General features: G+C 68.9%; 22 protein-coding genes. 11 read left to right on the top strand and 11 right to left on the bottom strand.

Annotation, left to right across the window (positions count from 1 at the left end; all coding sequences use genetic code 11):
• The first annotated feature begins 1 nt into the window (after position 1).
• Genes tal through AB0P21_RS00670 form a run of 6 tightly spaced genes read left to right on the top strand, consistent with a single transcriptional unit; the run spans position 2 to position 7,129 of the window.
• Positions 2-1,111 (top strand): transaldolase, encoded by a 1,110-nt coding sequence (gene tal / locus AB0P21_RS00695; RefSeq protein WP_363692705.1) that lies wholly within the window; start codon positions 2-4, stop codon positions 1,109-1,111.
• Positions 1,108-2,721, top strand: coding sequence for a glucose-6-phosphate isomerase (locus tag AB0P21_RS00690; protein WP_363692704.1), 1,614 nt, complete (start codon positions 1,108-1,110; stop codon positions 2,719-2,721). The genes tal and AB0P21_RS00690 overlap by 4 nt, the downstream gene beginning before the upstream one ends.
• Positions 2,718-4,268, top strand: a complete 1,551-nt coding sequence (gene zwf, locus AB0P21_RS00685; RefSeq protein ID WP_363692703.1) for a glucose-6-phosphate dehydrogenase — start codon at positions 2,718-2,720, stop codon at positions 4,266-4,268. The genes AB0P21_RS00690 and zwf overlap by 4 nt, the downstream gene beginning before the upstream one ends.
• On the top strand, positions 4,265-5,515 hold the full coding sequence (locus AB0P21_RS00680; RefSeq protein ID WP_363692701.1) for a glucose-6-phosphate dehydrogenase assembly protein OpcA: 1,251 nt from the start codon (positions 4,265-4,267) through the stop codon (positions 5,513-5,515). Before zwf ends, AB0P21_RS00680 begins: the two co-directional genes overlap by 4 nt.
• A complete protein-coding gene (pgl, locus tag AB0P21_RS00675; RefSeq protein WP_363692700.1) occupies positions 5,512-6,258 on the top strand; it encodes a 6-phosphogluconolactonase in 747 nt (248 codons plus the stop codon). Before AB0P21_RS00680 ends, pgl begins: the two co-directional genes overlap by 4 nt.
• A gap of 55 nt (positions 6,259-6,313) precedes the next feature.
• Positions 6,314-7,129, top strand: coding sequence for an isocitrate lyase/phosphoenolpyruvate mutase family protein (locus AB0P21_RS00670; RefSeq protein WP_363692699.1), 816 nt, complete (start codon positions 6,314-6,316; stop codon positions 7,127-7,129).
• A 63-nt stretch (positions 7,130-7,192) separates the two neighbouring features.
• Here the strand turns inward: AB0P21_RS00670 and AB0P21_RS00665 are convergent, their stop codons facing one another.
• From AB0P21_RS00665 to whiA, 6 genes are all read right to left on the bottom strand, one after another.
• On the bottom strand, positions 7,193-7,552 hold the full coding sequence (locus AB0P21_RS00665; RefSeq protein WP_363692698.1) for an RNA polymerase-binding protein RbpA: 360 nt from the start codon (positions 7,550-7,552) through the stop codon (positions 7,193-7,195).
• A 16-nt stretch (positions 7,553-7,568) separates the two neighbouring features.
• Positions 7,569-7,802 carry a preprotein translocase subunit SecG gene (secG, locus tag AB0P21_RS00660; RefSeq protein WP_363692697.1) on the bottom strand — a complete coding sequence of 78 codons (234 nt, stop codon included), beginning with the start codon at positions 7,800-7,802 and terminating at the stop codon, positions 7,569-7,571.
• Entirely contained in the window at positions 7,799-8,614 is an 816-nt protein-coding gene (tpiA, locus tag AB0P21_RS00655) for a triose-phosphate isomerase (RefSeq protein WP_363692696.1), read from the bottom strand. The genes secG and tpiA overlap by 4 nt, the downstream gene beginning before the upstream one ends.
• A gap of 6 nt (positions 8,615-8,620) precedes the next feature.
• A complete protein-coding gene (locus AB0P21_RS00650; RefSeq protein WP_363692695.1) occupies positions 8,621-9,823 on the bottom strand; it encodes a phosphoglycerate kinase in 1,203 nt (400 codons plus the stop codon).
• Between the two features lie 84 nt (positions 9,824-9,907).
• Positions 9,908-10,912: a type I glyceraldehyde-3-phosphate dehydrogenase gene (gene gap, locus AB0P21_RS00645; RefSeq protein WP_363692694.1), complete on the bottom strand. Its 1,005-nt coding sequence runs from the start codon at positions 10,910-10,912 to the stop codon at positions 9,908-9,910.
• A 245-nt stretch (positions 10,913-11,157) separates the two neighbouring features.
• Positions 11,158-12,141: a DNA-binding protein WhiA gene (whiA, locus tag AB0P21_RS00640; RefSeq protein WP_270138945.1), complete on the bottom strand. Its 984-nt coding sequence runs from the start codon at positions 12,139-12,141 to the stop codon at positions 11,158-11,160.
• A 137-nt stretch (positions 12,142-12,278) separates the two neighbouring features.
• Here whiA and AB0P21_RS00635 point away from each other — a divergent pair, with 137 nt between their 5' ends.
• Both AB0P21_RS00635 and AB0P21_RS00630 read left to right on the top strand, forming a co-directional pair.
• On the top strand, positions 12,279-12,776 hold the full coding sequence (locus AB0P21_RS00635; RefSeq protein WP_363692693.1) for a SigE family RNA polymerase sigma factor: 498 nt from the start codon (positions 12,279-12,281) through the stop codon (positions 12,774-12,776).
• On the top strand, positions 12,773-14,272 hold the full coding sequence (locus AB0P21_RS00630) for a hypothetical protein (RefSeq protein WP_363692692.1): 1,500 nt from the start codon (positions 12,773-12,775) through the stop codon (positions 14,270-14,272). The genes AB0P21_RS00635 and AB0P21_RS00630 overlap by 4 nt, the downstream gene beginning before the upstream one ends.
• Here AB0P21_RS00630 and yvcK read toward each other — a convergent pair.
• Genes yvcK through uvrC form a run of 3 tightly spaced genes read right to left on the bottom strand, consistent with a single transcriptional unit; the run spans position 14,269 to position 18,106 of the window.
• Positions 14,269-15,210 (bottom strand): uridine diphosphate-N-acetylglucosamine-binding protein YvcK, encoded by a 942-nt coding sequence (yvcK, locus tag AB0P21_RS00625; protein WP_363692691.1) that lies wholly within the window; start codon positions 15,208-15,210, stop codon positions 14,269-14,271. The genes AB0P21_RS00630 and yvcK overlap by 4 nt on opposite strands.
• Complete coding sequence (rapZ, locus tag AB0P21_RS00620) at positions 15,207-16,073, bottom strand: RNase adapter RapZ (protein WP_363692689.1); 867 nt, start codon at positions 16,071-16,073, stop codon at positions 15,207-15,209. The genes yvcK and rapZ overlap by 4 nt, the downstream gene beginning before the upstream one ends.
• Positions 16,073-18,106: an excinuclease ABC subunit UvrC gene (gene uvrC / locus AB0P21_RS00615; RefSeq protein WP_363692688.1), complete on the bottom strand. Its 2,034-nt coding sequence runs from the start codon at positions 18,104-18,106 to the stop codon at positions 16,073-16,075. The genes rapZ and uvrC overlap by 1 nt, the downstream gene beginning before the upstream one ends.
• Positions 18,107-18,305: 199 nt before the next feature.
• On the opposite strand from uvrC, the gene AB0P21_RS00610 reads away from it, so the two are divergent.
• On the top strand, positions 18,306-19,544 hold the full coding sequence (locus AB0P21_RS00610) for a S8 family serine peptidase (RefSeq protein ID WP_363692687.1): 1,239 nt from the start codon (positions 18,306-18,308) through the stop codon (positions 19,542-19,544).
• 100 nt (positions 19,545-19,644) lie between these two features.
• Here AB0P21_RS00610 and AB0P21_RS00605 read toward each other — a convergent pair whose 3' ends face one another.
• Entirely contained in the window at positions 19,645-20,184 is a 540-nt protein-coding gene (locus AB0P21_RS00605) for a Rieske (2Fe-2S) protein (protein WP_363692686.1), read from the bottom strand.
• Positions 20,185-20,523: 339 nt separating this feature from the next.
• Entirely contained in the window at positions 20,524-23,595 is a 3,072-nt protein-coding gene (uvrA, locus tag AB0P21_RS00600) for an excinuclease ABC subunit UvrA (RefSeq protein ID WP_363692685.1), read from the bottom strand.
• Positions 23,596-23,731: 136 nt separating this feature from the next.
• Here uvrA and AB0P21_RS00595 point away from each other — a divergent pair, with 136 nt between their 5' ends.
• The gene (locus AB0P21_RS00595; RefSeq protein ID WP_363692684.1) at positions 23,732-24,433 is read left to right on the top strand and encodes a maleylpyruvate isomerase family mycothiol-dependent enzyme; all 702 of its coding nucleotides are present in this window, start codon (positions 23,732-23,734) and stop codon (positions 24,431-24,433) included.
• Positions 24,434-24,455: 22 nt separating this feature from the next.
• Positions 24,456-25,115: an MBL fold metallo-hydrolase gene (locus AB0P21_RS00590; RefSeq protein ID WP_363692683.1), complete on the top strand. Its 660-nt coding sequence runs from the start codon at positions 24,456-24,458 to the stop codon at positions 25,113-25,115.
• The last annotated feature ends 6 nt before the right edge of the window (positions 25,116-25,121 follow it).

The raw sequence follows: 25,121 nt of genomic DNA, 5'->3' as shown, positions 1-25,121 counted from the left end.
CATGACCGATCGTTTGAAAGACCTCGCCGACGCCGGCGTTTCCATCTGGCTCGACGACCTGTCCCGGCAGCGGCTGACCAGCGGCAGCCTGGCGACCCTGATCCACGACCAGCACGTCAGCGGGGTGACCACCAACCCGACGATCTTCGCCAAGGCGATCTCGGACGCCGGCGCCTACGCCGAGCAGGTCGAGCGGCTGGCCGCCGAGGGCGTCTCCACCGACGAGGCGATCCGGGTGATCACCACGGACGACGTGCGCAACGCCGCCGACCTGTTCAAGCCCGTGTACGACGACACCGAGGGTGTCGACGGCCGGGTCTCGATCGAGGTCGAGCCGGGCCTGGCCCGGGAGACCGAGAAGACCATCGCCCAGGCCAAGGAGCTGTGGGAGATCGTCGGCCGGGAGAACGTCTACATCAAGATCCCGGCCACCAAGGAAGGCATCCCGGCGATCGCCGAGACGCTGGCCGCCGGGATCAGCGTGAACGTGACGCTGATCTTCTCGCTGGACCGCTACAAGGCGGTCGCGGACGCGTTCCTAACCGGCCTGGAGAAGGCGATCGAGAACGGTCACGACGTGACCAAGCTCGGCAGCGTGGCGTCGTTCTTCGTCAGCCGGGTCGACTCCGAGATCGACAAGCGGCTCGATGCCATCGGCACCGACGAGGCGAAGACCCTGAAGGGCAAGGCCGCGATCGCCAACGCGCGGCTCGCCTTCGAGGCGTACGAGGAGATCTTCTCCTCCGACCGCTGGCGCGAGATCGAGACCGCCGGCGCCAAGCCGCAGCGCCCGCTGTGGGCGTCCACCGGGGTCAAGGACCCGGCGTACAAGAAGACCTTGTACGTCGACGAGCTGATCACCGCCGGCGTCGTCAACACGATGCCTGCGGCAACCATCGAGGCGGTCGCCGAGAGCGGCGAGGTGCGCGGCGACACCGTCCGCGGCGACTACGACGCGGACCGGAAGGTGATCGCCGACCTGGAGCAGCTCGGCATCTCCTACGACGAGGTCGTCCAGATCCTGGAGGACGAGGGCCTGAGCAAGTTCGACGTCTCCTGGACCGAGCTGCAGGACACCGTCACGGCGGCGCTGAAGGCGGCCGCGAAGTGACCGAACCCGCTGTCGCCACTGCCAACGGCGAGTGGGCCGAGACGATCGACCGGCTGGTGTCGGAGAAGATCGCGTCACGGATCGCCGCCAAGGACGCCACCATCTGGGGTCCGGAGGCCGAGTCCGAGTCGGCGATCCGGCTGAACTGGGTCGACCTGCACGACACCTCGCGGCCGCTGCTGGCCGAGATCGAGGCCCTGCAGGCCGATCTGCGGTCCGAGGGCCTGGACCGGATCGTGCTCGCGGGCATGGGTGGATCGTCACTGGCCCCCGAGGTGATCACTCGTACCGCGGGAGTCGACCTCGTGGTCCTCGACTCGACCAACCCGAGCGTGATCGCCCGGGCCCTGGCCGGCGACCTGCAGCGCACCGTGATCGTGGTGTCGAGCAAGTCCGGCGGCACCGTCGAGACCGACAGCCAGCGGCGCGTCTTCGTCAAGGCGTTCACCGACGCCGGCATCGACGCCTCCTCGCGGGTGGTCGTCGTGACCGACCCGGGATCGCCGTTCGAGAAGCTGTCGGCCGACGAGGGGTACCGCAAGACCTTCTTCGCCGACCCGAAGGTGGGCGGCCGCTACAGCGCGCTGACCGCCTTCGGTCTCGTCCCCTCGGCACTTGCCGGGGCCGACATCGCCGAGCTGCTGGACCAGGCCGCTGCCGCGGCTCCTGCGCTCCAGGCCGACTCCGCCGACAACCCTGCGCTCGTGCTTGGCGCAGTACTGGCTGCCAGCGCGGGCCGGGACAAGGCGATCGTGGCCGCGAACGGATCCGACATCGTCGGCTTCCCGGACTGGGCCGAGCAGCTGATCGCCGAGAGCACGGGCAAGAACGGCAAGGGCGTGCTGCCGGTCGCCGTGAAGGGCGTCCACGCTCCCGAGCTGAACAGCGACTGGGCCGACATCGTCCACACCCTGCTCGCCGACAAGGCGACCAGCGGCGTACCGACCGCGCTCACGTCGGGTTCGCTCGGCGCGCAGTTCCTGCTCTGGGAGACGGCGACCGCGGTGGCCGGCTACCTGCTCGGGATCAACCCGTTCGACCAGCCGGACGTCGAGAGCGCCAAGAACGCGGCTCGCGGTCTGCTGGACAAGCAGCCCGAGCCGGAGGCCGCGGCCTTCACCGACGGCGCGATCGAGGTCCGTGGGACCGACGGCCTGCTCGACGGTGTCGACACCGTCGAGGGCGCGCTCAACTCCCTGCTCGGCCAGCTGGGCGAGGACGGCTACGTCGCCGTGATGGCCTACCTGGACTCCGAGCGCGACGAGAACCTGGTCGCGATCCGGCCCGCGCTGGCCAGCCGCACGCAGCGCCCGGTCACCTTCGGCTGGGGACCGCGTTTCCTGCACTCGACCGGTCAGTACCACAAGGGCGGCCACCCGCAGGGCGTCTTCCTGCAGATCACCGGATCCGAGTCGGCCGACGTCGAGATCCCGGACCGCCCGTTCACCTTCGGCACGCTCATCTCGGCCCAGGCCGCGGGCGACGCCGGCGTACTGGCCGAGCGTGGCCGGCCCGTACTGCGGCTGCACCTCACCGACCCCGCCACCGGTGTCGAGCAGCTGATCTCGCTTCTCAACGCAACTGACAAATCGGAGGACGGCGGCGCATGACCTCAGAGTTCGACGAGGACTCGACCGGTCCGGTGAACCCGCTGCGGGATCCCCAGGACCGTCGGCTCCCGAGGATCGCCGGGCCGTGCAGCCTGGTGATCTTCGGCGTCACCGGTGACCTGGCCCGCAAGAAGCTGATGCCGGCGGTGTACGACCTGGCCAACCGGGGCCTGTTGCCGCCCGGTTTCGCCCTGGTCGGCTTCGCCCGGCGTGACTTCAGCAACCAGGACTTCGCCCAGATCGTGCACGACTCGGTCAAGGAGCACGCCCGGACGCCGTTCCGCGAGGAGGTCTGGCAGCAGCTCGCCGAGGGCTTCCGGTTCGTCCCCGGCGACCTGACCGACGACGAGGCGTTCAAGCGGCTCAAGGAGACGGTCGACGAGCTCGACGTCAACCGCGGCACGGGTGGCAACCACGCGTTCTACCTGTCCATCCCGCCGGGCCTGTTCCCGCAGGTCGTGCAGCAGCTGAACGAGCACGGCCTGACCAAGGAGGCGCCGGGATCGTGGCGCCGGGTGGTGATCGAGAAGCCGTTCGGGCACAACCTGCAGAGCGCGCGCGAACTGAACCGCGTGGTCGAGTCGGTCTTCCCGCCCGAGGCGGTCTTCCGGATCGACCACTACCTGGGCAAGGAGACCGTCCAGAACATGCTGGCGCTGCGGTTCGCCAACGCCATGTTCGAGCCGGTCTGGAACAGCCACTACGTCGACCACGTGCAGATCACGATGGCCGAGGACATCGGCATCGGCGGCCGCGCCGGGTACTACGACGGCATCGGCGCCGCCCGTGACGTGATCCAGAACCACCTGCTGCAACTCCTCGCCCTGATCGCGATGGAGGAGCCGGTCAGCTTCGACGCGTGGTCGCTGCGGCAGGAGAAGAAGAAGGTGCTCGCGGCCGTCCGGCTGCCCGAGGACCTCAGCCTGCACACCGCCCGCGGTCAGTACGCGGCCGGCTGGGCCGGTGGCACCAAGGTCAAGGGCTACCTGCAGGAGGACGGCATCCCTGCCGACTCGTCGACGGAGACCTTCGCCGCGCTGCGCGTGGACGTCGACACCCGCCGCTGGGCCGGTGTCCCGTTCTACCTGCGGACCGGCAAGCGCCTCGGCCGCCGGGTCACCGAGGTGGCCGTGATGTTCAAGCGCGCGCCGCACTTGCCGTTCACCGCGACGGAGACCGAGGAGCTGGGCCAGAACGCCCTGGTGATGCGGATCCAGCCCGACGAGGGCATCACGATGCGGTTCGGCGCCAAGGTGCCCGGCACCATGATGGAGATCCGCGACGTCAACATGGACTTCGCCTACGGCGGCTCGTTCACCGAGTCGTCGCCGGAGGCCTACGAGCGGCTGATCCTGGACGTGCTGCTCGGCGATCCGCCGCTGTTCCCGCAGCACACCGAGGTGGAGCTGGGCTGGAAGATCCTCGACCCGGTGATCAACTACTGGGCCGAGCACGGCACCCCGGAGCAGTACGACTCCGGCGCCTGGGGCCCGGACTCCGCGCACGAGATGCTCGCCCGTGACGGACGCGCCTGGAGGCGGCCATGATCATCGACCTCACCGGTACGACGTCCAGCGAGATCGCCTCCGCGTTGCTGCGGGCCCGCCGCAACGCCGGTTCGCCGGCGATGGGCATGGTCGGCACCATCGTGGTGGTCGTCGACGAGTCGTCCCACCACGACGCGATGAAGGCGGCCAACGAGGCCGGACGCGAACACCCCTCCCGGGTGCTCGTGGCCATCCTGCGTCCCGGCCGGGGTACAGGCGGTCTGGACGCCGAAGTACGTGTTGGTGAAGGGATCCCGGGCGAGGCGGTGCTGCTGCGGCTGCACGGCGATCTCGCCAAGGTGCCCGAATCCGTCATCACTCCCCTGCTGCTGCCCGACTCCCCCGTCATTGTCTGGTGGCCGGGTGGCGGGCCGAAGGTGCCGCACGAGGACCCGCTGGGTGCACTGGGCCGTCGCCGGGTGACTGACGCGGCTGCGACTCGTCGCGCCGCTGTCGACTTCCCTGCGCGTGCTGCCGGTTATGCGCCGGGCGACACGGACTTCGCATGGGCACGGTTGACGCCGTGGCGGGCCTTGATGGCCGCTGCGCTCGACCAGTACCCGACGAATGTCAGCGGTGCCGAGGTGGTGTCCGCGAAGGGCAATGCGAGTGCGGATCTGATGGCCGCTTGGCTGCAGTGCCGGCTCGGCGTACCGGTGGAGCAGCGGAACTCGCGGGGGCCGGGCATCACCGCAGTACGGATGTTCACGCCGGCTGGTCCGATCGCGTTGACGCGGCCGGATGGGTCAGTGGCGACGTTCAGCATCCCTGGTCAGCCTGACCGGCCGGTGGCGCTGAAGCGGCGGAACACGTCGGAACTGCTGAGCGAGGAGCTGCGGCGACTCGACCCGGATGACGTGTACGCGCAGACGCTGGCGTGCATGGTCAAGCGGGACGCCATGCCGGAGGCGGAAAAGGTCGTCAGCGAGGTGGACCGGCGTTCCGCGCAGACCGCCGCGGAGAAGGCGGCCCACCGTACTGCGCGAGTCCCGGGCAAGGCTGCATCGCCTTCGCTCGAGGCCAAGGCAGCGGGCACCGGCCGGAAGGGTGCAGCAGCCAAGAAGGCTGCGACGAAGCCGTCGGGCGCGAAGAAGGCGAGCGCGGCGGCGAAGTCGGCGCGCAAGGCGGTCGCCGTCAAGAAGGCAGAGTCGTCAGCCGCTCCGGCCAAGAAGGCGGCGGCCACCAGGGCTGTTGCCAAGAAGACGGCCAAGAAGAGCACCAGCAAGAGGGTGGCTGGCCGCTCATGACTGAGCCGTTGGTCCTGATCAACCGCGACGCCGAGGGCCTGGCCCACGCCGTCGCGGCCAGGCTCATCACCAAGCTGGTCGACGTCCAGAGCAGTGGCGGGGTCGCGCAGGTCGTGCTGACCGGCGGCCGCGTCGCTGCGGTCGTCTACCGGGCCGTGGCGGAGTCCCCGGCCCGGAGCGCGATCGACTGGCGCCGGGTCGAGTTCTGGTGGGGCGACGAGCGGTTCCTGGCCGAGGGCGACGCCGAGCGCAACGACACGCAGGCATGGGACGCGCTGCTGTCCCACGTGGACGTCGACCCTGCGCTGGTGCACGCGATGCCGGCCGACACCGGTCAAGGCGCCGAGGCTGCGGCCGCGGCGTACGCCGAGACGTTGGCGGCGACGGCAGGTCCGGACGACGGTGACGGCGTACCGGCGTTCGATGTGTTGATGCTGGGGGTCGGGCCGGACGGGCATGTCGCGTCGCTCTTCCCGGAGAACCCGGCGCGGATCGTGGTGGACTCGTCGACCGTTGCCGTGCACGACTCCCCCAAGCCGCCGCCGACCCGGGTGTCATTGACGTTCCCGGCACTCGCGGATGCCAAGGAGACGTGGTTCGTGGTCTCCGGTGACGACAAGGCCGACGCGGTCGCCGACGCCCTGTCCGGCACCAGCGACCTCCCAGCCTCGATCCCCAAGGGCACCGAGCGCACGCTCTGGCTGCTCGACGAGGCTGCGGCTTCGAAGCTCCCGCGGAGCTGATTCATCGCCTGGTGCCACCCGGACGCCGAACTGTCCGGGTGGCACGATGGCGAGCATGACGACCTTCCAAGAGCTGCACGACGCGAGCACCGGATTCGTGATGCCGAACGCCTGGGACGCGGGCAGCGCGGTGCTGCTGGCCGAGGCCGGCTTTCCTGCGATCGCGACCACCAGCGCGGGGATCGCCTTCTCGCTCGGCAAGGGCGATCACACGCTGCCTGACGGAGCGCCCGCGGTGTCGCGGGAGCAGATGTTCGAGCGGATGCAGCAGATCGCCGAGGCGGTCGGCGTACCGGTGAACGGGGATCTCGAGGACGGGTACGGCGAAAGCCCCTCTCAGGTGGCCTCCACCATCGAACTCGCCCGCGCAGCAGGTCTCGCGGGTGGCAACATCGAGGACTACGACGGCCACACCCTGTACGCCGAAACGCTGTCCGTCGAGCGCATCGTCGCCGCTCGCGAGGCAGCCGGCTCCGACTTCGTGCTGACCGCGCGCACCGATGGCCAGCTCCTCACAACGCCAACCTCGCTGGGCGATTCGATCCACCGCGCCAATCTGTACCGCGAAGCAGGCGCCGACTGCCTGTACGTCCCGGGCGTGACCGAGCTGAGCGCGATCACGACGCTGGTCAAGGAGATCGACGGGCCGCTCAACGTCGTACTCGGTCTCGGCACGAGCAGCCTCACCACTCACCAGCTACTGGATGCTGGCGTGCAGCGCATCAGCCTCGGTGGCAGCATCGCGCGAGCAGCCCTGGGGTTCGTCCGTGCCGCCGCGGCCGAGCTTCAGCAGCACGGCACCATCAGCTTCGCGGACAACCAGATACCGCAAGGCGAGCTGAACGAGCTCTTCGCCGCGGTACGACGCTAGCGGACAGCCAGCAGCGCCCGGTCGGTCCCCGAGAGGACCGGCCGGGCGCTGACCACAGCTGGATCAGAAGATGACGTCGCCGCGGGCGCGGCGGGCGCGGAGCTTCTGCAGGGCCTCGTCCAGGATCTCCGCGGCCTCTTGCTCGCTGCGGCGCTCCTTCACGTAGGCCAGGTGCGTCTTGTACGGCTCGATCTTGGTGGGTGGCGGGGGGTTGTTGACGTCGGTGCTGGTCGGCAGACCGCACCTCGGACAATCCCAGGCCTCCGGTACCGCCGCCTCCACCGCGAACACCGTCGCGGTCTCGTGGCCGTTGCCACAGAAGAAGACGACGCGTTGACGGGGCGCGGTGTCGCCGCGCTCCGCCTCGCCCATCGGTCCGGCGCCTACCCGGCTGCCACGAATAGCACTGCCACCACCAGCCACGGGAGCTACTCCCCTCTCAGCCGAGCTTGTACAGCAGGCCGAGCCCGACGATGGCGGCGAACCAGATCAGGCCGACGCCGATCGTGATCCGGTCCAGGTTGCGCTCGGCCACCGACGACCCGCCCAGGTTGGACGAGACACCGCCGCCGAAGAGGTCGGAAAGGCCGCCACCGCGGCCTTTGTGCAGCAGCACCAGGCCCGTGAGGATCAGGCTGCAGAGGATGACGACGATCGAGAAAGCGAGAATCACGAGGAGTAGCCTAACTGAAGGTCCAGGTAACGGCAGATACCGGCGAACTCGTCCACCTTGAGGCTTGCACCGCCCACCAGGCAGCCGTCGACATCCGGCTGGGCCATGATGCCACCTGCGCTGGCCATCTTCACCGATCCCCCGTAAAGAATCCGTACCGAGTCGGCCACTGCCGGTGAAATCTCCTCCAGCCGGCCCCGGATCGCCGCGCACACTTCCTGCGCGTCCTCGGGGGTGGCGACCTCGCCGGTGCCGATCGCCCAGACCGGCTCGTAGGCGATGACGACCTTGCGGACGTCGTCCGGCTTCAGCCCGGCCAGCGCGCCGTCCAGTTGGGCCAGCGTGTACTCGACCTGCTCGCCGGCCTTGCGGACCTCGAGACCCTCGCCGACGCAGACGATCGGGGTGATCCCGGCCGCCAGCGCCTTGGTGGCCTTCGCGTTGACCACCGCGTCGTCCTCGGCGTGGTACTGGCGGCGCTCGGAGTGACCCGCGAGCACGTAGGTGACGCCGAGCTTGGTCAGCATCGCCGCCGAGATCTCGCCGGTGTACGCGCCGTCGTCGTGCACCGAGATGTCCTGGGCGCCGTAGACGATCTTCATCCGGTCACCGTCGACGAGCGTCTGCACGCTGCGGATGTCGGTGAACGGCGGCAGCACGGCCACCTCGACCCGCTCGAAGTCGTGCTTCTTGTCCTGCAGCGTCCAGCTCAGCTTCTGCAGCAGGTGCACGGCCTCGACGTGGTTGACGTTCATCTTCCAGTTGCCCGCCATCAAAGGCGTACGGGCAGCCGAAACCTCAGAGCCAGCCATTCCTTGTTACTCCTCTTCCAGCACAGCGAGACCCGGGAGCTCTTTGCCCTCCAGGTATTCCAGCGACGCACCGCCACCGGTCGAGATGTGACCGAACTGGTCGTCGGCGAAGCCCAGCTGCCGTACCGCGGCCGCCGAGTCACCGCCACCGACCACACTCAGCCCATCCACCTCGGTCAACGCCTGCGCCACGGCCTTGGTTCCACCGGCGAACGCCTCCATCTCGAAGACGCCCATCGGGCCGTTCCAGAACACCGTCCTGGCCGCGGCGATCTCGGCAGCGAACGCCTTGCCGGAGTCCGGACCGATGTCCAGGCCGAGCTGGTCGGCCGGGATCGCGTCCGCGGCGACGACTGTCGCCGGGCTGTCTGCCTTGAACTCGGGCGCGACCACGATGTCGGTCGGCAGCACGATCTCGACGCCCTTGGCCTTGGCGGTCTCCAGGTAGCCCTTGACGACGTCCAGCTGGTCGTCCTCGAGCAGGCTCTTGCCGACCTCGTGGCCCTGCGCCTTCAGGAAGGTGAAGACCATCCCGCCGCCGATCAGCAGCTTGTCGGCCTTGGCCAGCAGGTTGTCGATCACGGCGAGCTTGTCGGAGACCTTCGCGCCACCCAGTACGACGACGTACGGGCGGGCCGGCTCCTCGGTCAGCTTCTTCAGCACCTCGACCTCGGCCAGCACCAGGCCGCCGGCCGCGTGCGGCAGCTTGCCGGCCACGTCGTACACGCTGGCCTGCTTGCGGTGCACGACCCCGAACCCGTCGCTGACGAACACGTCGGCGAGACCGGCGAGCTCCTCGGCCAGCGCGCCGCGCTCGGCCTCGTCCTTGCTCTCCTCGCGGGCGTCGTACCGGACGTTCTCGAGCAGCAGCACCTCGCCCTCGTCGAGCTCCTGGACGGCGGCCTGGGCGCTCTCACCGGTGACGTCGGTGGCGAAGTGCACCTTGACGCCCTCGGGCTCCAGCAGCTCGCCGAGCCGCTTGGCCACCGGGGCCAGCGTGAACTCGGGGTTCGGCTTGCCCTTGGGGCGGCCGAGGTGGGCGGTCACGATCACCTTGGCGCCGGCCTTGGCCAGCTTCAGCAGGGTCGGCACGCTGGCCCGGATCCGGCCGTCGTCGCCGATCTCGTCGCCCTTGATCGGCACGTTCAGGTCGGAGCGCACCAGCACCCGCAGGCCGGTGACGTCCCCGAGGTCTTCGATGGTCTTCATCGTTCTAGCTGTCCTGTCTGGAAACAGGCTTGCGCCCGAAGCGACACCAGGGTCACCTTCGGACGCAAGCTGTGGAAAGGAACGTCAGAGCGAGGCGCCGACGTAGTTGACCAGGTCGACGAGGCGGTTGGAGTAGCCCCACTCGTTGTCGTACCAGCCGACGACCTTGACCTGGTTGCCGAGCACCTTGGTCAGGCCGGCGTCGAAGATGCAGGAGGCCGGGTCGGTGACGATGTCGCTCGACACGATCGGGTCCTCGGTGTACCGCAGGTAGCCCTTGAGCGCACCCTCGGCAGCGGCCTTGACGGCGGCGTTGACCTCTTCGACGGAGGTCTCGCGACCGACCGTGATGGTCAGGTCCGTGGCGGAGCCTGTGGGGACCGGGACGCGCAGCGCGTAGCCGTCCAGCTTGCCCTTGAGCTCCGGCAGGACCAGGCCGATCGCCTTGGCGGCGCCGGTCGAGGTCGGCACGATGTTGATCGCCGCGGCGCGGGCGCGACGCAGGTCGGAGTGCGGACCGTCCTGCAGGTTCTGGTCCTGGGTGTAGGCGTGGATCGTGGTCATCAGGCCCTGCTGGATGACGAACTCGTCGTGGATGGCCTTGGCCATCGGGGCGAGGCAGTTCGTGGTGCAGGACGCGTTCGAGATGACGGTGTGCTGGTCCGCGTCGTACAGCTCGTGGTTCACACCCATCACGACGGTCAGGTCCTCGTTCTTCGCCGGGGCGGAGATGATGACCTTCTTGGCGCCGTTGTCGGCGTGCGTCTTGGCCTTGGTGGCGTCGGTGAAGAAGCCGGTCGACTCGATCACGACGTCGGCGCCCACATCAGACCACTTCAGGTTCGCGGGGTCGCGCTCGGCGAACGCCTTGAAGCTGTGGTCGCCGACCGAGATGTCGGTGTCGGTGGCGGACACGTCACCGGGGAAGCGGCCCAGGATCGAGTCGTACTTCAGCAGGTGGGCCAGGGTCTGGTTGTCGGTCAAGTCGTTGACGGCGACGACCTCGATGTCGGCACCGGACGCCTGCACGGCGCGGAAGAAGTTACGGCCGATGCGGCCGAAGCCGTTGATACCTACGCGTACGGTCACGGGACTACGTCTCCTCAGAACTAGCTTTTGAGCACTGCCGCTATGCCCGAAACACTAGCCCAACAGCCCACTTGACTCACTGGTACCGTCCACATCAGACCACCGTGACCCGCCGGTAGCCCACTCAGCAGACCACTGAGAACACGTGATGGCCCCCGGGAGTTTCCCCGGAGGCCATCAGCAGGTAAGGGTTTTCAGCGTCCTTCGATGCAAGCGAGCCGCCGAAGATCAGGTGTTACGGCGGGTCAGGCCGGGTCGAGCATGTCCGGGGTGAGGTTGGCCTCGGTGTTCGGGATGCCGAGGTCGGAGGCGCGCTTGTCGGCCATCGCCAGCAACCGGCGGATCCGGCCCGCGACCGCGTCCTTGGTCAGGGCCGGCTCGTGCAACTGGCCGAGCTCCTCGAGGCTGGCCTGCTTGTGCTCCAGCCGCAGCTTGCCCGCCACCTGCAGGTGGTCCGGCACGTCGTCGCCGAGGATCTCCAGCGCCCGCTCGACCCGCGCTCCGGCGGCCACCGCGGCCCGCGCGGAACGGCGCAGATTCGCGTCGTCGAAGTTGGCCAGCCTGTTCGCGGTAGCGCGCACCTCGCGCCGCATCCGCCGCTCCTCCCAGGCCAGCACCGACTCGTGCGCGCCGAGCCGGGTCAGCAGGGCGCCGATCGCGTCGCCGTCGCGGATCACCACGCGGTCCACGTTGCGGACCTCACGGGCCTTCGAGCCGATCCCGAGCCGGCGGGCTGCGCCCACCAGGGCGAGCGCGGCCTCCGGACCGGGGCAGGTCACCTCGAGCGACGAGGAGCGTCCGGGCTCGGTCAGTGAGCCGTGTGCCAGGAAGGCGCCCCGCCAGGCCGCCACGGCGTCACAGGACGCCCCGGAGACCACTGCAGGGGGCAGACCCCGGACCGGACGGCCGCGGTTGTCCACCAGGCCAGTCTGCCGCGCCAGCGCGTCGCCGTCGCGAACCACGCGCACGACGTACTTCGTCTGCTTGCGGATGCCGGAGGGTGAGATCACCACGACGTCCGAGGGGTGCCCGAAGATCTCCGCGATGTCCTTGCGCAGTCGCCGCGCGGCCGCGCCGCTGTCGAGCTCCGCCTCCACCACGATCCGGCCGGACACGATGTGCAGACCGCCGGCGAACCGCAGGACGGAGGACACCTCGGCCTTGCGGCAACAGGGTTTCGTGACCTGGATGCTGGTCAGTTCGGACTTCACCTGTGCTGTCATCGCCATAAAAGGAATCCTCCCACCACTGTCAAAGACCCTCGCGTTCCTTGGTGTCCAACTGCCAGAAGTGGCTGGTGTTACGCGATCCGGCAACCTTTCGCGTCTTTCGCCTCGTTACTGACCCGAACGAGAGGAGCGCGTTGATGCGAAGACGCGACGAAGCGGACTTCACCGAGTTCGCCACCGCCGCCATCGGCAGGCTGCGAAGAACGGCGTACCTGATGTGCGGCGACTGGCACCGGGCCGAGGACGCAGCCCAGGATGCCCTGGTCCGGATCTACCGGCGCTGGGACAAGCTCAACCGGACCCAAGGCCTCAATACCTATGCGCACAAGGCCGTCGTGACGGTCGTGCTCGACCAGGCCAAACGACCCTGGCGGCGGGAGCAGTCGACCGCCGAGCCAGGGGAACTGCCACGCCCGGACGCGATCGGAATCATCGACGACCGGCACCTGGTGATCGCTGCCCTGGAAGGCATTCCGGCCGGCCAGCGAGCCTGCGTGGTACTCCGGCACTACGCCGACCTGAGCATCGAGGAGACCGCCCAGGTGCTCGGCATCTCGACCGGCACGGTCAAGAGCCAGACCTCCCGTGGCCTGCTCCAACTCCGCGCGCTACTCGGCGAAAGGACACCCTCATGAGCCGCGAAATCGAAGACCTGCTGACCACCGCCGCGGACGACAGTGGCCGGCCGTTGACCGGATCCGTCGACGACATCGTCCGCCGGGGCCGCCGCTCGGTCCGGCACCGCCGGATCGCCGCCGCCTCGACCGCCACCCTCACCACGGTCGCCGTCATCGGCGGCCTCACCGTCTGGTCGAACACTCTGAACCAGAGCGACGGCCCGGCCGGTACGCCGAACAACCAGACCATCACCGTCGACGCCGACAACGGCCGCGTCGTCGACAACGAGTCCGGCACGACGGCCAAACCACCGCCACCGGCCAGCCCGTTGTCCGACGCCGAGGTGCTCAACCGCTGCAAGCAGTACGACGGCGAGAGCGTCCAGTTCAACAAGGAGAACGGCGTCAACGCCTTCGACAAGGCCGGGGTGATCAACGCCCGGTGGAAGGTGCTGGTCAAGAGCGGTGACCAGAACCGCCTGCAAGCGCTCTTCCTCGCACCCGACAAGTCGATCGTCGCCACCTGCACGATGGATAAGGCGAACCGGCCGAAGACCAACGGGCGTTTCAGCACCACTGAGAGCCTCAACGGCGGCGAGGGTGGTCCTCAGGACCCGCGGCCACAGGCAGTGCGGGCGAACGTCCGGGTCCCCGTCTCCGACGCCGCCAAGGTACTGGTGAACCTGGCCGGCGAGCCCGCGCCGCGACTGGCCCTGCTCGGTCCCGACGGCTTCTTCACCCTCGGCTATCCGACCTGGCAGGAATACTCCATTCCGGCCCCGAACACTCCCCCGACCCAGTGGCAGCCGACCGTCCAGCGGGTCCGGGCGTACGACGCCGCCGGCCGGCAGGTGTACGACTGGAAGTACCAGAAGGCCGACCCGCCGAAGTCGCCGCCCAACCCGATCCCGTCGAACGTGAAGATCAAGCTCCAGACGCCGATCACCCCCACGGTCGTGCTGACCAAGGACCCGGAGACCGGGAAGGCGCTGGCGGCGACCCCGCCGGTCAGCCCGGAGAGCGACGACCGGATCCGGACCAGGTGCAAGAAGCCCGACGACGCCTACCTCGCGAGCACGGCCAACGGCCAGGCCAGCGATCCCCGGACGGTCGCAGCAGGGAAGCTGACCCCCGGCTGGAAGGTGGTGCTGAAGACCGGGACCGGCATCGACTTCAGCTCGTTGCTCGTCTCCCCCGGCGACAACGTCGTCGTCTGGTGCCACATGTACGACAAGGCCGACCACTACGACTACAGCCGCGTCGGCGTCCCGGCCACCGGGAAGTTCGGCGTCGGTGCGGAGTGGGGACAGGTCCCGGCCGAGGTCGCGCAGATCATCGTGGATCTGCCGGAGACCGGCCCCGTCAAGGCGCTGATCTCCAACGGCTACTTCATCTGGGGCCTGACCGGCGGCAACTCCGACCTCGAGAACGTCCGGGTCCGCGGCTACGACGCCAAGGGCAAGAAGGTGTACGACGCCAAGCACGCCGTCGACGCCGATCCCAGCGGGCGCTAGCCGAAGATCTCGCGGTACACCTTGGCGAGTTTGTCCGGGGCGTGATGGAGGTGACGGTCGTCGTCGGCGATGTCGGCGACGACCAGGGTCGCACCGAGAGACTCCGCCGTCCTGGCCAGCGAGGCAGGGTCCGGGACATGACCCTCGTCGGCCAGCACCACGTCGATCCGCAGGTTCGGAGCATGCGCAGCCAGTACTTCGAGGTGCGTCTCCGGCGAGAACCCGTCGGTCTCGCCCTTCTGCTCACCGAGGTTGAGGGTGAGCAACCGCCGGGCGGTGGTCTCCTGGAGACCACGCGACAACGCCGGCACCAGCAGGTTCGGGATCACAGAGGTGAACCACGAGCCCGGCCCGACGACTACCCAGTCGGCCTCCGCGATCGCGACCAGCGCTTCGGGGCAGGCCGGCGGGTCGGCCGGGTCGAGGGAGACGTCCACCACTTGGCCCTCGGTGGTGGCGACCTCGGCCTGGCCGCGGATCTCGGTGATCGCCTCCGGGTGCAGGGGATCGAGCCCCAGCACCCGCGCGGTGATATCGAGCGGTACTGCGGACATCGGCAACACCCGGCCCTGCGCGCCGAGCAGGCGAGCCACCCAGTCCAGGCCGTCGACGGCCTCGCCCAGCAGCTCCCACAGCGCAACGATCAGCAGGTTGCCGACCGCGTGGTCGTGCAGCTCGCCGTCACTGCGGAACCGGTGCTGCAGGACGTCGGCCCAGGTCCGGCCCCACTCGTCGTCACGGCACAACGCGGCCAGCGCCATCCGCAGATCGCCCGGCGGCAGGACGCCGAGCTCCTTGCGCAGCCGGCCCGACGAGCCGCCGTTGTCGGCGACCGTCACGACGGCGGTCAGCTGGTCGGTGACCTGCCGCAGCGCGGACAGCGAAGCGGCGAGCCCGTGCCCGCCACCCAGTGCGACGACGCGTGGAGCTCGTGTCACTCCCGCCCCAGATCCCTGTGAACCACCAAGGTCGGTGAACCCTTCTCGCGCAGCCGCCGGCCGATCTCCTCGGCCATCGCGACGCTCCGGTGTTTCCCACCGGTGCAGCCGATCGCGACCGTGACGAATCGTTTGCCCTCGTTCAGATAGCCGGTCCGCAGCGTGTCCAGCACGTCCACATAGTTCTGCAGGAACTGCTGGGCCAGCGGATGACCGAGCACGAAGTCTGACACAGGCTTGTCCTGGCCCGTCATCGGGCGCAGGTCGGGCTGCCAGTACGGGTTCGGCACGAACCGCATGTCGGCCACCACGTCGGCGTCGACCGGGATGCCGTACTTGAAGCCGAACGACACCACGGTGGCCCGCAGCTCGGCGTTCTCCTCGTCACCGAAGCCGTTCACGATCTTCGCGGCCAGCTGGTGGATGTTCAGGTTCGAGGTGTCGATCACCATGTCGGCGCCGGCCCGGATGTCGCCGAGCAGCTCGCGCTCGCGCTGGATCCCGGTCAGCAGCCGGCCCTCGCCCTGCAGCGGGTGCGGCCGCCGGACGCTCTCCTGCCGGCGCACGATCACGTCGTCGGAGGCCTCCAGGAACAGCGTCACCGGCCGGTAGCCCTTGGTCTTCAGGTCCTGGATCGCGGCGCCCAGCTCGTCGAAGAACATCCCGGTCCGGACGTCCACCACGATCGCCAGCCGCGGCGAGGCGCCGGTGCCGACCACCTGCTCGACGATCGTGGTCAGGAACATCGGCGGCAGGTTGTCGACCACGAACCAGCCGAGGTCCTCCAGCACGTCCGCGACCGAACTCCGTCCCGCGCCGGACATTCCGGACACGATGATGAGGTTGGCGCTCGAATCGTCCATCAGTTCTCTGTTCTCCCCGTTCGGTCCCCGTCAGCCGCACCGGAGAGCTCCGGTCCGTCGTCGTCCAGTATCTCGCCCGTCGCGGTGTTGACCGACGGTGCGCGGGACGTGTCGGCCGACGTTGCCGCCGAGTTCACCGCCAGGACCACCGACTCCGCCGTCCGCCGGCCGAAGCCGGGCAGCTCGGCGACCTCGTCGACACTGGCCTGGCGCAGCTTCTTCAGCGAGCCGAAGTGCTTCAGCAGCGTCTTGCGGCGCACCTCCCCCAGCCCGGAGACCTCGTCGAGCACGCTCTCGACCATCGACTTCGACCGCCGGTTGCGGTGGTGGGTGATCGCGAACCGGTGCGCCTCGTCGCGCAGCCGCTGCAGCAGGTACAGGCCTTCCGACGTACGGGAGAAGATCACCGGGTCCTCGTCGTCGGGCAGCCAGACCTCTTCCAGCCGCTTGGCCAGACCGCAGACCGGGATGTCGCCGAGACCCAGCTCGTCCATCGCCTGCCGGGCCGCCGCCACCTGCGGCGGACCACCGTCGACCACGACCAGGCTCGGCGTGTAGGCGAACTTCTTCGCCCGGCCGGTCTCCGGATCGACCAGGTACGCCGTCGGGTCCTCCCCGTCGGGGATCCCGGCCCGGTCCTCGATCATCCGCTTGAACCGCCGGGTCAGCACCTCGGCGATCGAGGCGACGTCGTTCTGGCCCTCGACGCCCTTGATCACGAACCGCCGGTACTCGCTCTTGCGCGGCAGCCCGTCCTCGAACACCACCATCGAGGCGACCACCTCGGTGCCCTGCAGGTTGGAGACGTCGTAGCACTCCATCCGCAGCGGCACCTCGGGCAGGTCGAGAGCGACCTGGATCTCTTCCAGGGCAAGGTTCCGGGTGGTCAGATCGCTGGCCCGCTTGGTCTTGTGCATGGTCAGCGTCTGCAGCGCGTTGCGTTCGACGGTGGCCATCAGGTCCTTCTTGTCACCGCGCTGCGGCACCCGGATCGCGACCCGCGAGCCGCGGAACTCGGACAGCCACTCGACCAGCGCGTCCTCCCCGGACGGCAGGGTCGGCACCAGGATCTCGCGCGGGATCGCATCCGGGCCTTCCCCGGCGTACGTCTGCTGGATGAACCGCTCGACCAGGTCGGCGGTGGACGCATCGCCGTCGGCCTTGTCGGCGATCCAGCCACGTTGACCGCGGATCCGGCCGCCCCGCACGTAGAAGATCTGCACCGCGACCTCCAGCGGGTCCTCCGACAACGCAATCACGTCGGTGTCGGTGCCGTCGCCGAGCACCACCGCGTTCTTGGCCAGCGCCTTGTCGAGCGCGCTCAGGTCGTCGCGGATCTTCGCGGCCCGCTCGTACTCCAGCTCGGCCGCCGCCGCCTTCATCTCCTTCTCCAGCCGGCGCACGTACGTCGCGGTCTGGCCGGACAGGAACGCCGAGAAGTCGTCGACGATCTTGCGGTGCTCCTCCTGCGTCACCTGACCGGTGCAGGGCGCCGCGCACTTGCCGATGTAGCCGAGCAGGCAGGGCCGGCCCATCTGGCGGTGCCGGTTGAAGACGCCCTTGCTGCAGGACCGCATCGGGAAGACCCGCAGCAGCAGGTCGACCGTCTCGCGGATCGCCCAGGCGTGGCTGTACGGACCGAAGTAGCGGACGCCCTTCTTCTTCGGGCCGCGGCCGACCATCACCCGCGGGTATTCCTCGTTCAGGGTGATCGCGAGCCACGGGTACGACTTGTCGTCGCGGTACTTCACGTTGAAGCGCGGGTCGTACTCCTTGATCCAGGAGTACTCCAGTTGCAGCGACTCGACCTCGTTGGCCACCACGGTCCAGTCGACCTTCGCCGCGGTGGTCACCATCGTCTGGGTCCGCGGATGCAGGTTCACCAGGTCCTGGAAGTACGACGACAGCCGGGACCGCAGGTTCTTCGCCTTGCCGACGTAGATCACCCGCCCGGCGGCGTCGCTGAAGCGGTACACACCAGGTGAGTCGGGGATCGACCCGGGGGCGGGACGGTAGGAGGAGGGATCAGCCACCGACCCAGCCTAGTTCGCGCCACCGACAGGAAATGACGCACCTAACGATCGGGCGGAGATCGTGTTGCGGCTTGTCCCATACTGCCCGTTTGATCCCCAACTGGGATGAGCCAGCTCCGTAACTTGTCACCCAGGGTTGTCCTGCGAGATCCGAAGCGTGAGGCAACCGGGCCCGCGCAAACTCGAGGGAGTTCCGCCCATGTCCCCAGTGACACCATCCCGCCGGTTGAGGACTGTCGTCGGTACGACGGCCGCAGCCGCGATCGCGGTCGCCGGTCTGGCCGCCACCGCACCCACCAGCAGCGCGAGTGAGGCCGCGCCGGAGTCGTCGACGGTCTCGATCCGCGGGGCCGGCAGCCCCGGCGCGATCGCCGGTAGCTACGTCGTCGTACTCCAGGGCCAGCGGTCGGCCGCGCAGACCAGGGCGACGACGCAGAGCCTGGCGTCGGCGTACGACGCGGACGTGCGCAAGCAGTTCAGCGCGTCGATCAAGGGTTTCTCGGCGACCATGTCAGCCGAGCAGGCGCAGAAGATGGCCGGTGACGCGCGGGTCGCGTTCGTGCAGCAGAACCAGAAGTTCACCGCCAGCCAGGACAACCCGCCGTGGGGCCTGGACCGGACCGACCAGCGCGACCTGCCGCTGGACAAGAAGTACGAGCCGTCGGCAACGGCCGAGAACGTGAACGTCTACGTGATCGACACCGGGATCTACGCCACCCACAAGGACTTCGGCGGCCGGGCCTCGGTCGGCACCGACACCATCGGCGACGGGCAGAACGGCGTCGATTGCATGGGTCACGGCAGCCACGTGGCCGGCACCATCGCCGGCACGAACTTCGGGCTGGCCAAGGGCGCGAAGATCTTCGGCGTCCGGGTGCTCGACTGCAGCGGCTCGGGCTCGACCGAGAGCGTCGTGGCCGGGATCGAATGGGTGACGGCGAACGCCAAGAAGCCCGCGGTGGCCAACATGAGTCTCGGCGGCGGCGCCGACGAGGCGCTGGACGCGGCACTGAAGGCCTCGGTCGCCTCCGGGGTCACCTACGCCGTTGCTGCAGGCAACGATTCCGCGGACGCCTGCAACAACTCGCCGGCCAAGGAGCCGTCGGCGATCACCGTCGGCGCGACCGACGACAAGGACGTGAAGGCGAGCTTCTCCAACTGGGGCACCTGCGTCGACCTGTTCGGGCCGGGCGTCGACATCGAGTCGGTCGGCATCACCGCACCGGACTCGACCGCCAAGATGAGTGGTACCTCGATGGCGACCCCGCACGTCGCCGGTGGCATCGCGCTCTACCTGAGCGAGCACCCGGAGGCCACGCCGGCCGAGGTGACGACCGCGCTGCTCGGTGCGAGCACGCCGGACAAGGTGAGCGACCCGGGCACCGGCTCGCCGAACAAGCTGCTGTTCGTCGGCAAGGTTGACCCGGCCCAGAAGTAGCCAGTTGATACAGCCAGAGGTAGCCAGCTGATGTAGAAGGGCCCGGCCGCTGCGGCCGGGCCCTTCTGCTGTGTCTACCTACTCTGTCTACCCGCTGGCGTCAGGCCGGGCCGACGATGTTGCCGCCCTGGACGGTCACCGCGATCGGCGCGAGCGCCGACGACGCCGGACCGCCCTTGACGCTGCCGTCGGTGATGCTGAACTTGCTGCCGTGGCACAGGCAGTTGATGGCGTCGTTCTCGACGGTCCGCACCGGGCAGCCCGCGTGCGTGCAGATCGCCGTGAAGCCCTTGTAGACGCCGGCCGTCGGCTGGGTGACCACGATCTTCTGGTCGAAGATCTTGCCGCCACCCACCGGGATGTCGCTGACCGGGCCGAGCACTGCTCCCCCGCCACCGCTGGACGGCGTACCGGCCGAGGACGGCGCCGAGCTCGGGGCGGACGTCGGCGCCGAACTGGGAGCGGAGGTGGTGCCACCGCTGGACGGGGTGTCACCCGCGCTGTCGCTGCCACCGCACGCGGCGAGCAACGGCACGCTGACACCCGCGAGACCGGCCACTGCCGCGCCGCGGAGCACCGCCCGTCGGTCACGCAACGTGTCGATCGCCCGGGCGAGTTCTGCCGTTTTTTCGTCGCTCATGAATCTGGACCTCCAGAGCTAGCTGGCAAAAGTAGTTGAACGCTTTGCTTGTTCGTCTGTTCTAGCCGACCGGTCCAAATCACGCGACCGGTCAGCACCTTCCTTACACGGATCGAACGCACACCCGGTTCAATCGGCGGCAAGATTCTTCCGATGGCGCGCTCGACCACCCTGGCAGCCGACTCCGGCCGCGTCCGGCGACTCGCCGGTCGCAGAGCTCCCTGGACCAGGAGGGAGCGCTGCCGGCTGGGCTCCAAAGTTTGTCCAGCCCGACAGAACCCCTGCCACATCAACCATGGCAGGGGTTTCTGAGGGTATTCGGGCCAGCCGGAGCGGTTGTCAGCCGGCGCGCTTGCCTGCGGTCACCTTCTTGGCCGGCGCCTTCTTCGCTGCGCTCTTCTTCGCCGCCGTGCTCTTCACCGCCGTCTTCTTCACCGCGGTCTGCTTGGCGACCGGCGCGGCCGCCACGGCCTTCTTGGCGGCGGCCTTCTTGGCTACCGACTTCCTGGCCAGCTGAGCGGTCTTCGGCGCCGACTCGGCCGCCTTCCTCGCGCTCGGCTTGGCCGCGCGACCCGCGAGGATCTCGGCCAGGAACTCCCCGGTGTACGAGCCCGGGTTGGCCGCGACCTCCTCCGGAGTCCCCTCGGCCACCAGCGTGCCGCCGCGGCGGCCGCCGTCCGGACCGAGGTCGACGATCCAGTCGGCGGTCTTGATCACGTCGAGGTTGTGCTCGATCACCAGCACCGAGTTGCCCTTGTCGACCAAGCTGCCGAGCACGCCGAGCAGCTTGCGGATGTCCTCGAAGTGCAGACCCGTGGTCGGCTCGTCCAGCACGTAGACCGTGCGCCCGGTGGAACGCTTCTGCAGCTCGGAGGCCAGCTTCACCCGCTGCGCCTCACCACCGGACAGCGTCGGCGCGGGCTGCCCGAGCCGGACATACCCGAGACCCACCTCGTTCAGCGTGGTGAGGTGCCGGGCGATCGCCGGGATCGCGGCGAAGAACTCCGCGGCCTCCTCGATCGGCATGTCCAGGATGTCGGCGACCGTCTTGTTCTTGTAGTGCACCTCGAGCGTCTCGCGGTTGTACCGCGCGCCGTGGCAGACCTCGCACGGCACGTAGACGTCGGGCAGGAAGTTCATCTCGATCTTCAACGTGCCGTCACCCGAGCAGGCTTCACAGCGGCCGCCCTTGACGTTGAACGAGAACCGGCCCTGCTGGTAGCCGCGGACCTTCGCCTCCGGCGTCTCCGCGAACAGCTTGCGGACGTGGTCCCACACCCCGGTGTACGTCGCCGGGTTGGAGCGCGGCGTGCGGCCGATCGGCGACTGGTCGACGTGGATCACCTTGTCGACCAGCTCGAGCCCGGAGATCTTGGTGTGCCGGCCGGGGATCGTCTTGGCGCCGTAGATCTGCCGCGCCAGCGACGTGTAGAGGATGTCGTTGACCAGCGTCGACTTGCCCGAGCCGGACACCCCGGTGACCGCGACGAAGACCCCGAGCGGGATCGCGACGTCGATGTCCTTCAGGTTGTGCTCGCGGGCGCCGAAGACCTTCAGCTCGCGACCCTCGGTCAGCGGCCGCCGGACGGCCGGGATCGGGATCTCGCGGCGACCCGACAGGTAGGCGCCGGTGATCGAGTCCGGGTGGTTGCGCAGCTCCTCCACCGTGCCGGACACGACGACCTGGCCACCGTGCTCCCCCGCGCCCGGGCCGATGTCGACCACCCAGTCGGCGTGGTCGATGGTGTCCTCGTCGTGCTCGACGACGATCAGCGTGTTGCCGAGGTTCTTCAGCCGGACCAGGGTGTCGATCAGCCGCCGGTTGTCGCGCTGGTGCAGGCCGATGGACGGCTCGTCCAGCACGTAGAGCACGCCGACCAGGCCGGAGCCGATCTGGGTGGCGAGCCGGATCCGTTGCGCCTCGCCGCCGGACAGCGAGCCGGCCGGCCGGTTCAGCGCCAGGTAGTCCAGGCCGACGTCGAGCAGGAACTGCAGCCGCTCGCCGATCTCCTTCACCACCCGCTCGGCGATCTGCATCTCCCGCGGCGACAGCACCATGCCGGCCAGGAACTCGTGCACCTCGTCGATCGCCATCGCGCCGATCTCGGCGATGTTCTTGCCGCCCATCGTGACCGCGAGCGAGATCGGCTTCAGCCGGGCGCCGTTGCAGGCCAGACAGGGCACCTCGCGCATGTAGCCCTCGAACCGGTCCCGGCTGGTGTCGCTGGACGCCTCCGCGTGCCGGCGCTCGACGTACGGGATGACGCCTTCGAAGGTGGTGTTGTACGACCTCTCGCGGCCGTAGCGGTTCTTGTACGAGACGTGCACCTGGGTCTCGTGACCGGTCAGCAGCGACTTCTTCGCCTTCGCCGGCAACTCGGCGAACGGTGTGCTGGTCTTGATCCCGAGGTCCTTGGCCAGCGCGCCCAGCAACCGCTCGAAGTACTGCGTGACGTTCGCCCCGGCCCAGGGCTGGATGGCGCCCTCGTCGAGCGACTTCGACGGGTCCGGGACGAGCAGCTCGGGGTCCACCTCCATCCGGGTGCCGAGCCCGGAGCAGACCGGGCAGGCGCCGTACGGCGAGTTGAACGAGAACGAGCGCGGCTCCAGCTCGTCGATCGCCAGCGGGTGGTCGTTCGGGCAGGCGAGCTTCTCGGAGAACCGGCGCTCCCGGCCCGGGTCCTTCTCCGGCAGGTCGACGAAGTCCAGCGTGACGATCCCGCCGGACAGCCCGAGCGCGGTCTCGACCGAGTCGGTCAGCCGCTGCTTCGCGCTGCCCTTCACCGCCAGCCGGTCGACCACCACGTCGATGGTGTGCTTCTTCTGCTTGTCCAGCTTCGGCGGCTCGGTCAGCTGGATCGTCTCGCCGTCCACCCTGGCCCGGGAGAAGCCCTGGCCGGTGAGCTGGCGGAACAGGTCGAGGTACTCGCCCTTGCGGCCGCGGATCACCGGCGCGAGCACCTGGAACCGGGTGCCCTCGTCGAGCTCCAGCACCCGGTCGACGATCTGCTGCGGGGTCTGCTTCGCGATCGGCTCGCCGCACTCGGGGCAGTGAGGTCGGCCGGCGCGGGCGAACAGCAGCCGCAGGTAGTCGTAGACCTCGGTGATGGTGCCGACGGTCGAGCGCGGGTTCTTCGAGGTGGACTTCTGATCGATCGAGACGGCCGGCGACAGCCCCTCGATGAAGTCGACGTCGGGTTTGTCCATCTGGCCGAGGAACTGCCGCGCGTAGGCGGACAGCGACTCGACGTAACGCCGCTGGCCCTCGGCGAAGATCGTGTCGAAGGCCAGGCTGGACTTGCCGGACCCGGACAGCCCGGTGAAGACGATCATGGCGTCGCGCGGCAGGTCGAGCGAGACGTCCTTCAGGTTGTGCTCACGCGCTCCACGCACGATCAGACGGTCAGACACAAGCGCACTCTCAGCCGTTCTCGAGGGATTTCAGGGGCACTGCGGATGCTAACCAGGCCCACCGACAAAAACTTCCAGGTCGGTCGGCGACCGGTTCCACGGTCGCTTTCGAAAGCATATTCGATAGCATCGACAGATGGTCGCACCGGAGCCAACGAGCCGCCTGATCGCGGAGTTACCGTCCGCGAACCGGCGTCTGCTCGACACCGTTACCCACCTACCGGACATCGCAGTACTGCGCCCGTCGCTGCTGCCCGGCTGGAGCCTGGGCCACGTGCTCAGCCACGTCGCCCGCAACGCCGACGCCCTGGTCAACCTGTGTGACTGGGCTCTCACCGGCGTCCGCAAGCCGATGTACGTGTCGATGGAGGCCCGCGAGGCCGACATCGCCGAGGGTGCCGCCCGCCCGGTCGACGAGCAGGTCCGGGACATCGCCGCCGCCGAGGCGCGGCTGCTGGAGCGTTTCGAGGACCTCCCGGCAACTGCCTGGGACGCAGAGGTCAGCTGGCCGAACGGCGCAGTCCGTACTGCGACCAACGTGGTGACAGCCCGGCTGCTGGAACTGGAGGTGCACCACGTCGATCTGGGCCTGGGGTACGCGCTCACCGACGTACCGGCTGCTTCCAGGGGTGTTCTGCTCTCCTACACGACCAGCAGGTGGCCCAGCGAGTTTCCCGTAGTACTGCAGAGCTCGGACACCACCTGGACGTCGCCTGCCCGGCCCGCCGGTGCGAGGATCGTCACTGGCGACAGTGCCACGCTGCTGGGCTGGGTGCTCGGCAGGACCGACGGAGCCGAACTGGGCGACGACCTGCCCCAGGCGCCGCCGTGGGGATGACCACAGGATCAAGGGAGCACGCATGACGGAGTACCACGGCAACGTCCACGTCGGTGGGCCGGCGCAGACGCACGAGCTGGCCAAACTGATGATCACCAAGGTCGCCGTGGGGCCGGGCAACAACAACGCCTATCTGCTGCGCAGCAGGAGCACCGACGAGCAGGTGCTGATCGACGCGGCCAACGAAGCCGCCACCCTGCTCAAGGTGATCGGCGAGGGCGGCATCAGCCGCGTCATCACCACCCACCAGCACGGCGACCACTGGCAGGCACTGGCCGAGGTGGTCGCCCGGACGAACGCGGTGACGGTCGCCGGCCGCGACGACGCCGACGGCATCCCAGTACCGATCGACGAGCTCGTCGGCGACGGCGACAGGGTCGAGTTCGGCGGTCTCAGCCTCGAGGTGATCCAACTGGTCGGTCACACCCCCGGTTCGATCGCCCTCCTGTACGACGACCCGACCGGCCCGCCGCACCTGTTCACCGGTGACTCCCTCTTCCCCGGCGGCGTCGGCAACACCTGGGGCGACAAGGCGAACTTCGAGTCGCTGATCAACGACGTCGAGACCAAGCTCTTCGCCCGCCTCCCCGACGAGACCTGGGTCTACCCCGGCCACGGCGGCGACACCACCCTCGGCGCCGAGCGCCCCCACCTCGCCGAATGGCGCGCCCGCGGCTGGTAGCCGGCT

Source organism: Kribbella sp. NPDC056861, assembly GCF_040687575.1.
GTDB lineage: Bacteria > Actinomycetota > Actinomycetes > Propionibacteriales > Kribbellaceae > Kribbella.
The sequence above is the reverse complement of the archived record's forward strand: the minus strand, read 5'-3'. Positions and strand labels throughout refer to the sequence as shown.

Bases quoted from the DNA above. Each gene is read 5' to 3' on its own strand.
- tal (WP_363692705.1), top strand. From the start codon at position 2: ATGACCGATCGTTTGAAAGACCTCGCCGACGCCGGCGTTTCCATCTGG.
- zwf (WP_363692703.1), top strand. From the start codon at position 2,718: ATGACCTCAGAGTTCGACGAGGACTCGACCGGTCCGGTGAACCCGCTG.
- AB0P21_RS00680 (WP_363692701.1), top strand. From the start codon at position 4,265: ATGATCATCGACCTCACCGGTACGACGTCCAGCGAGATCGCCTCCGCG.
- pgl (WP_363692700.1), top strand. From the start codon at position 5,512: ATGACTGAGCCGTTGGTCCTGATCAACCGCGACGCCGAGGGCCTGGCC.
- AB0P21_RS00670 (WP_363692699.1), top strand. From the start codon at position 6,314: ATGACGACCTTCCAAGAGCTGCACGACGCGAGCACCGGATTCGTGATG.
- tpiA (WP_363692696.1), bottom strand. From the start codon at position 8,614: ATGGCTGGCTCTGAGGTTTCGGCTGCCCGTACGCCTTTGATGGCGGGC.
- AB0P21_RS00650 (WP_363692695.1), bottom strand. From the start codon at position 9,823: ATGAAGACCATCGAAGACCTCGGGGACGTCACCGGCCTGCGGGTGCTG.
- whiA (WP_270138945.1), bottom strand. From the start codon at position 12,141: ATGGCGATGACAGCACAGGTGAAGTCCGAACTGACCAGCATCCAGGTC.
- AB0P21_RS00635 (WP_363692693.1), top strand. From the start codon at position 12,279: ATGCGAAGACGCGACGAAGCGGACTTCACCGAGTTCGCCACCGCCGCC.
- AB0P21_RS00630 (WP_363692692.1), top strand. From the start codon at position 12,773: ATGAGCCGCGAAATCGAAGACCTGCTGACCACCGCCGCGGACGACAGT.
- rapZ (WP_363692689.1), bottom strand. From the start codon at position 16,073: ATGGACGATTCGAGCGCCAACCTCATCATCGTGTCCGGAATGTCCGGC.
- AB0P21_RS00610 (WP_363692687.1), top strand. From the start codon at position 18,306: ATGTCCCCAGTGACACCATCCCGCCGGTTGAGGACTGTCGTCGGTACG.
- AB0P21_RS00605 (WP_363692686.1), bottom strand. From the start codon at position 20,184: ATGAGCGACGAAAAAACGGCAGAACTCGCCCGGGCGATCGACACGTTG.
- AB0P21_RS00595 (WP_363692684.1), top strand. From the start codon at position 23,732: ATGGTCGCACCGGAGCCAACGAGCCGCCTGATCGCGGAGTTACCGTCC.
- AB0P21_RS00590 (WP_363692683.1), top strand. From the start codon at position 24,456: ATGACGGAGTACCACGGCAACGTCCACGTCGGTGGGCCGGCGCAGACG.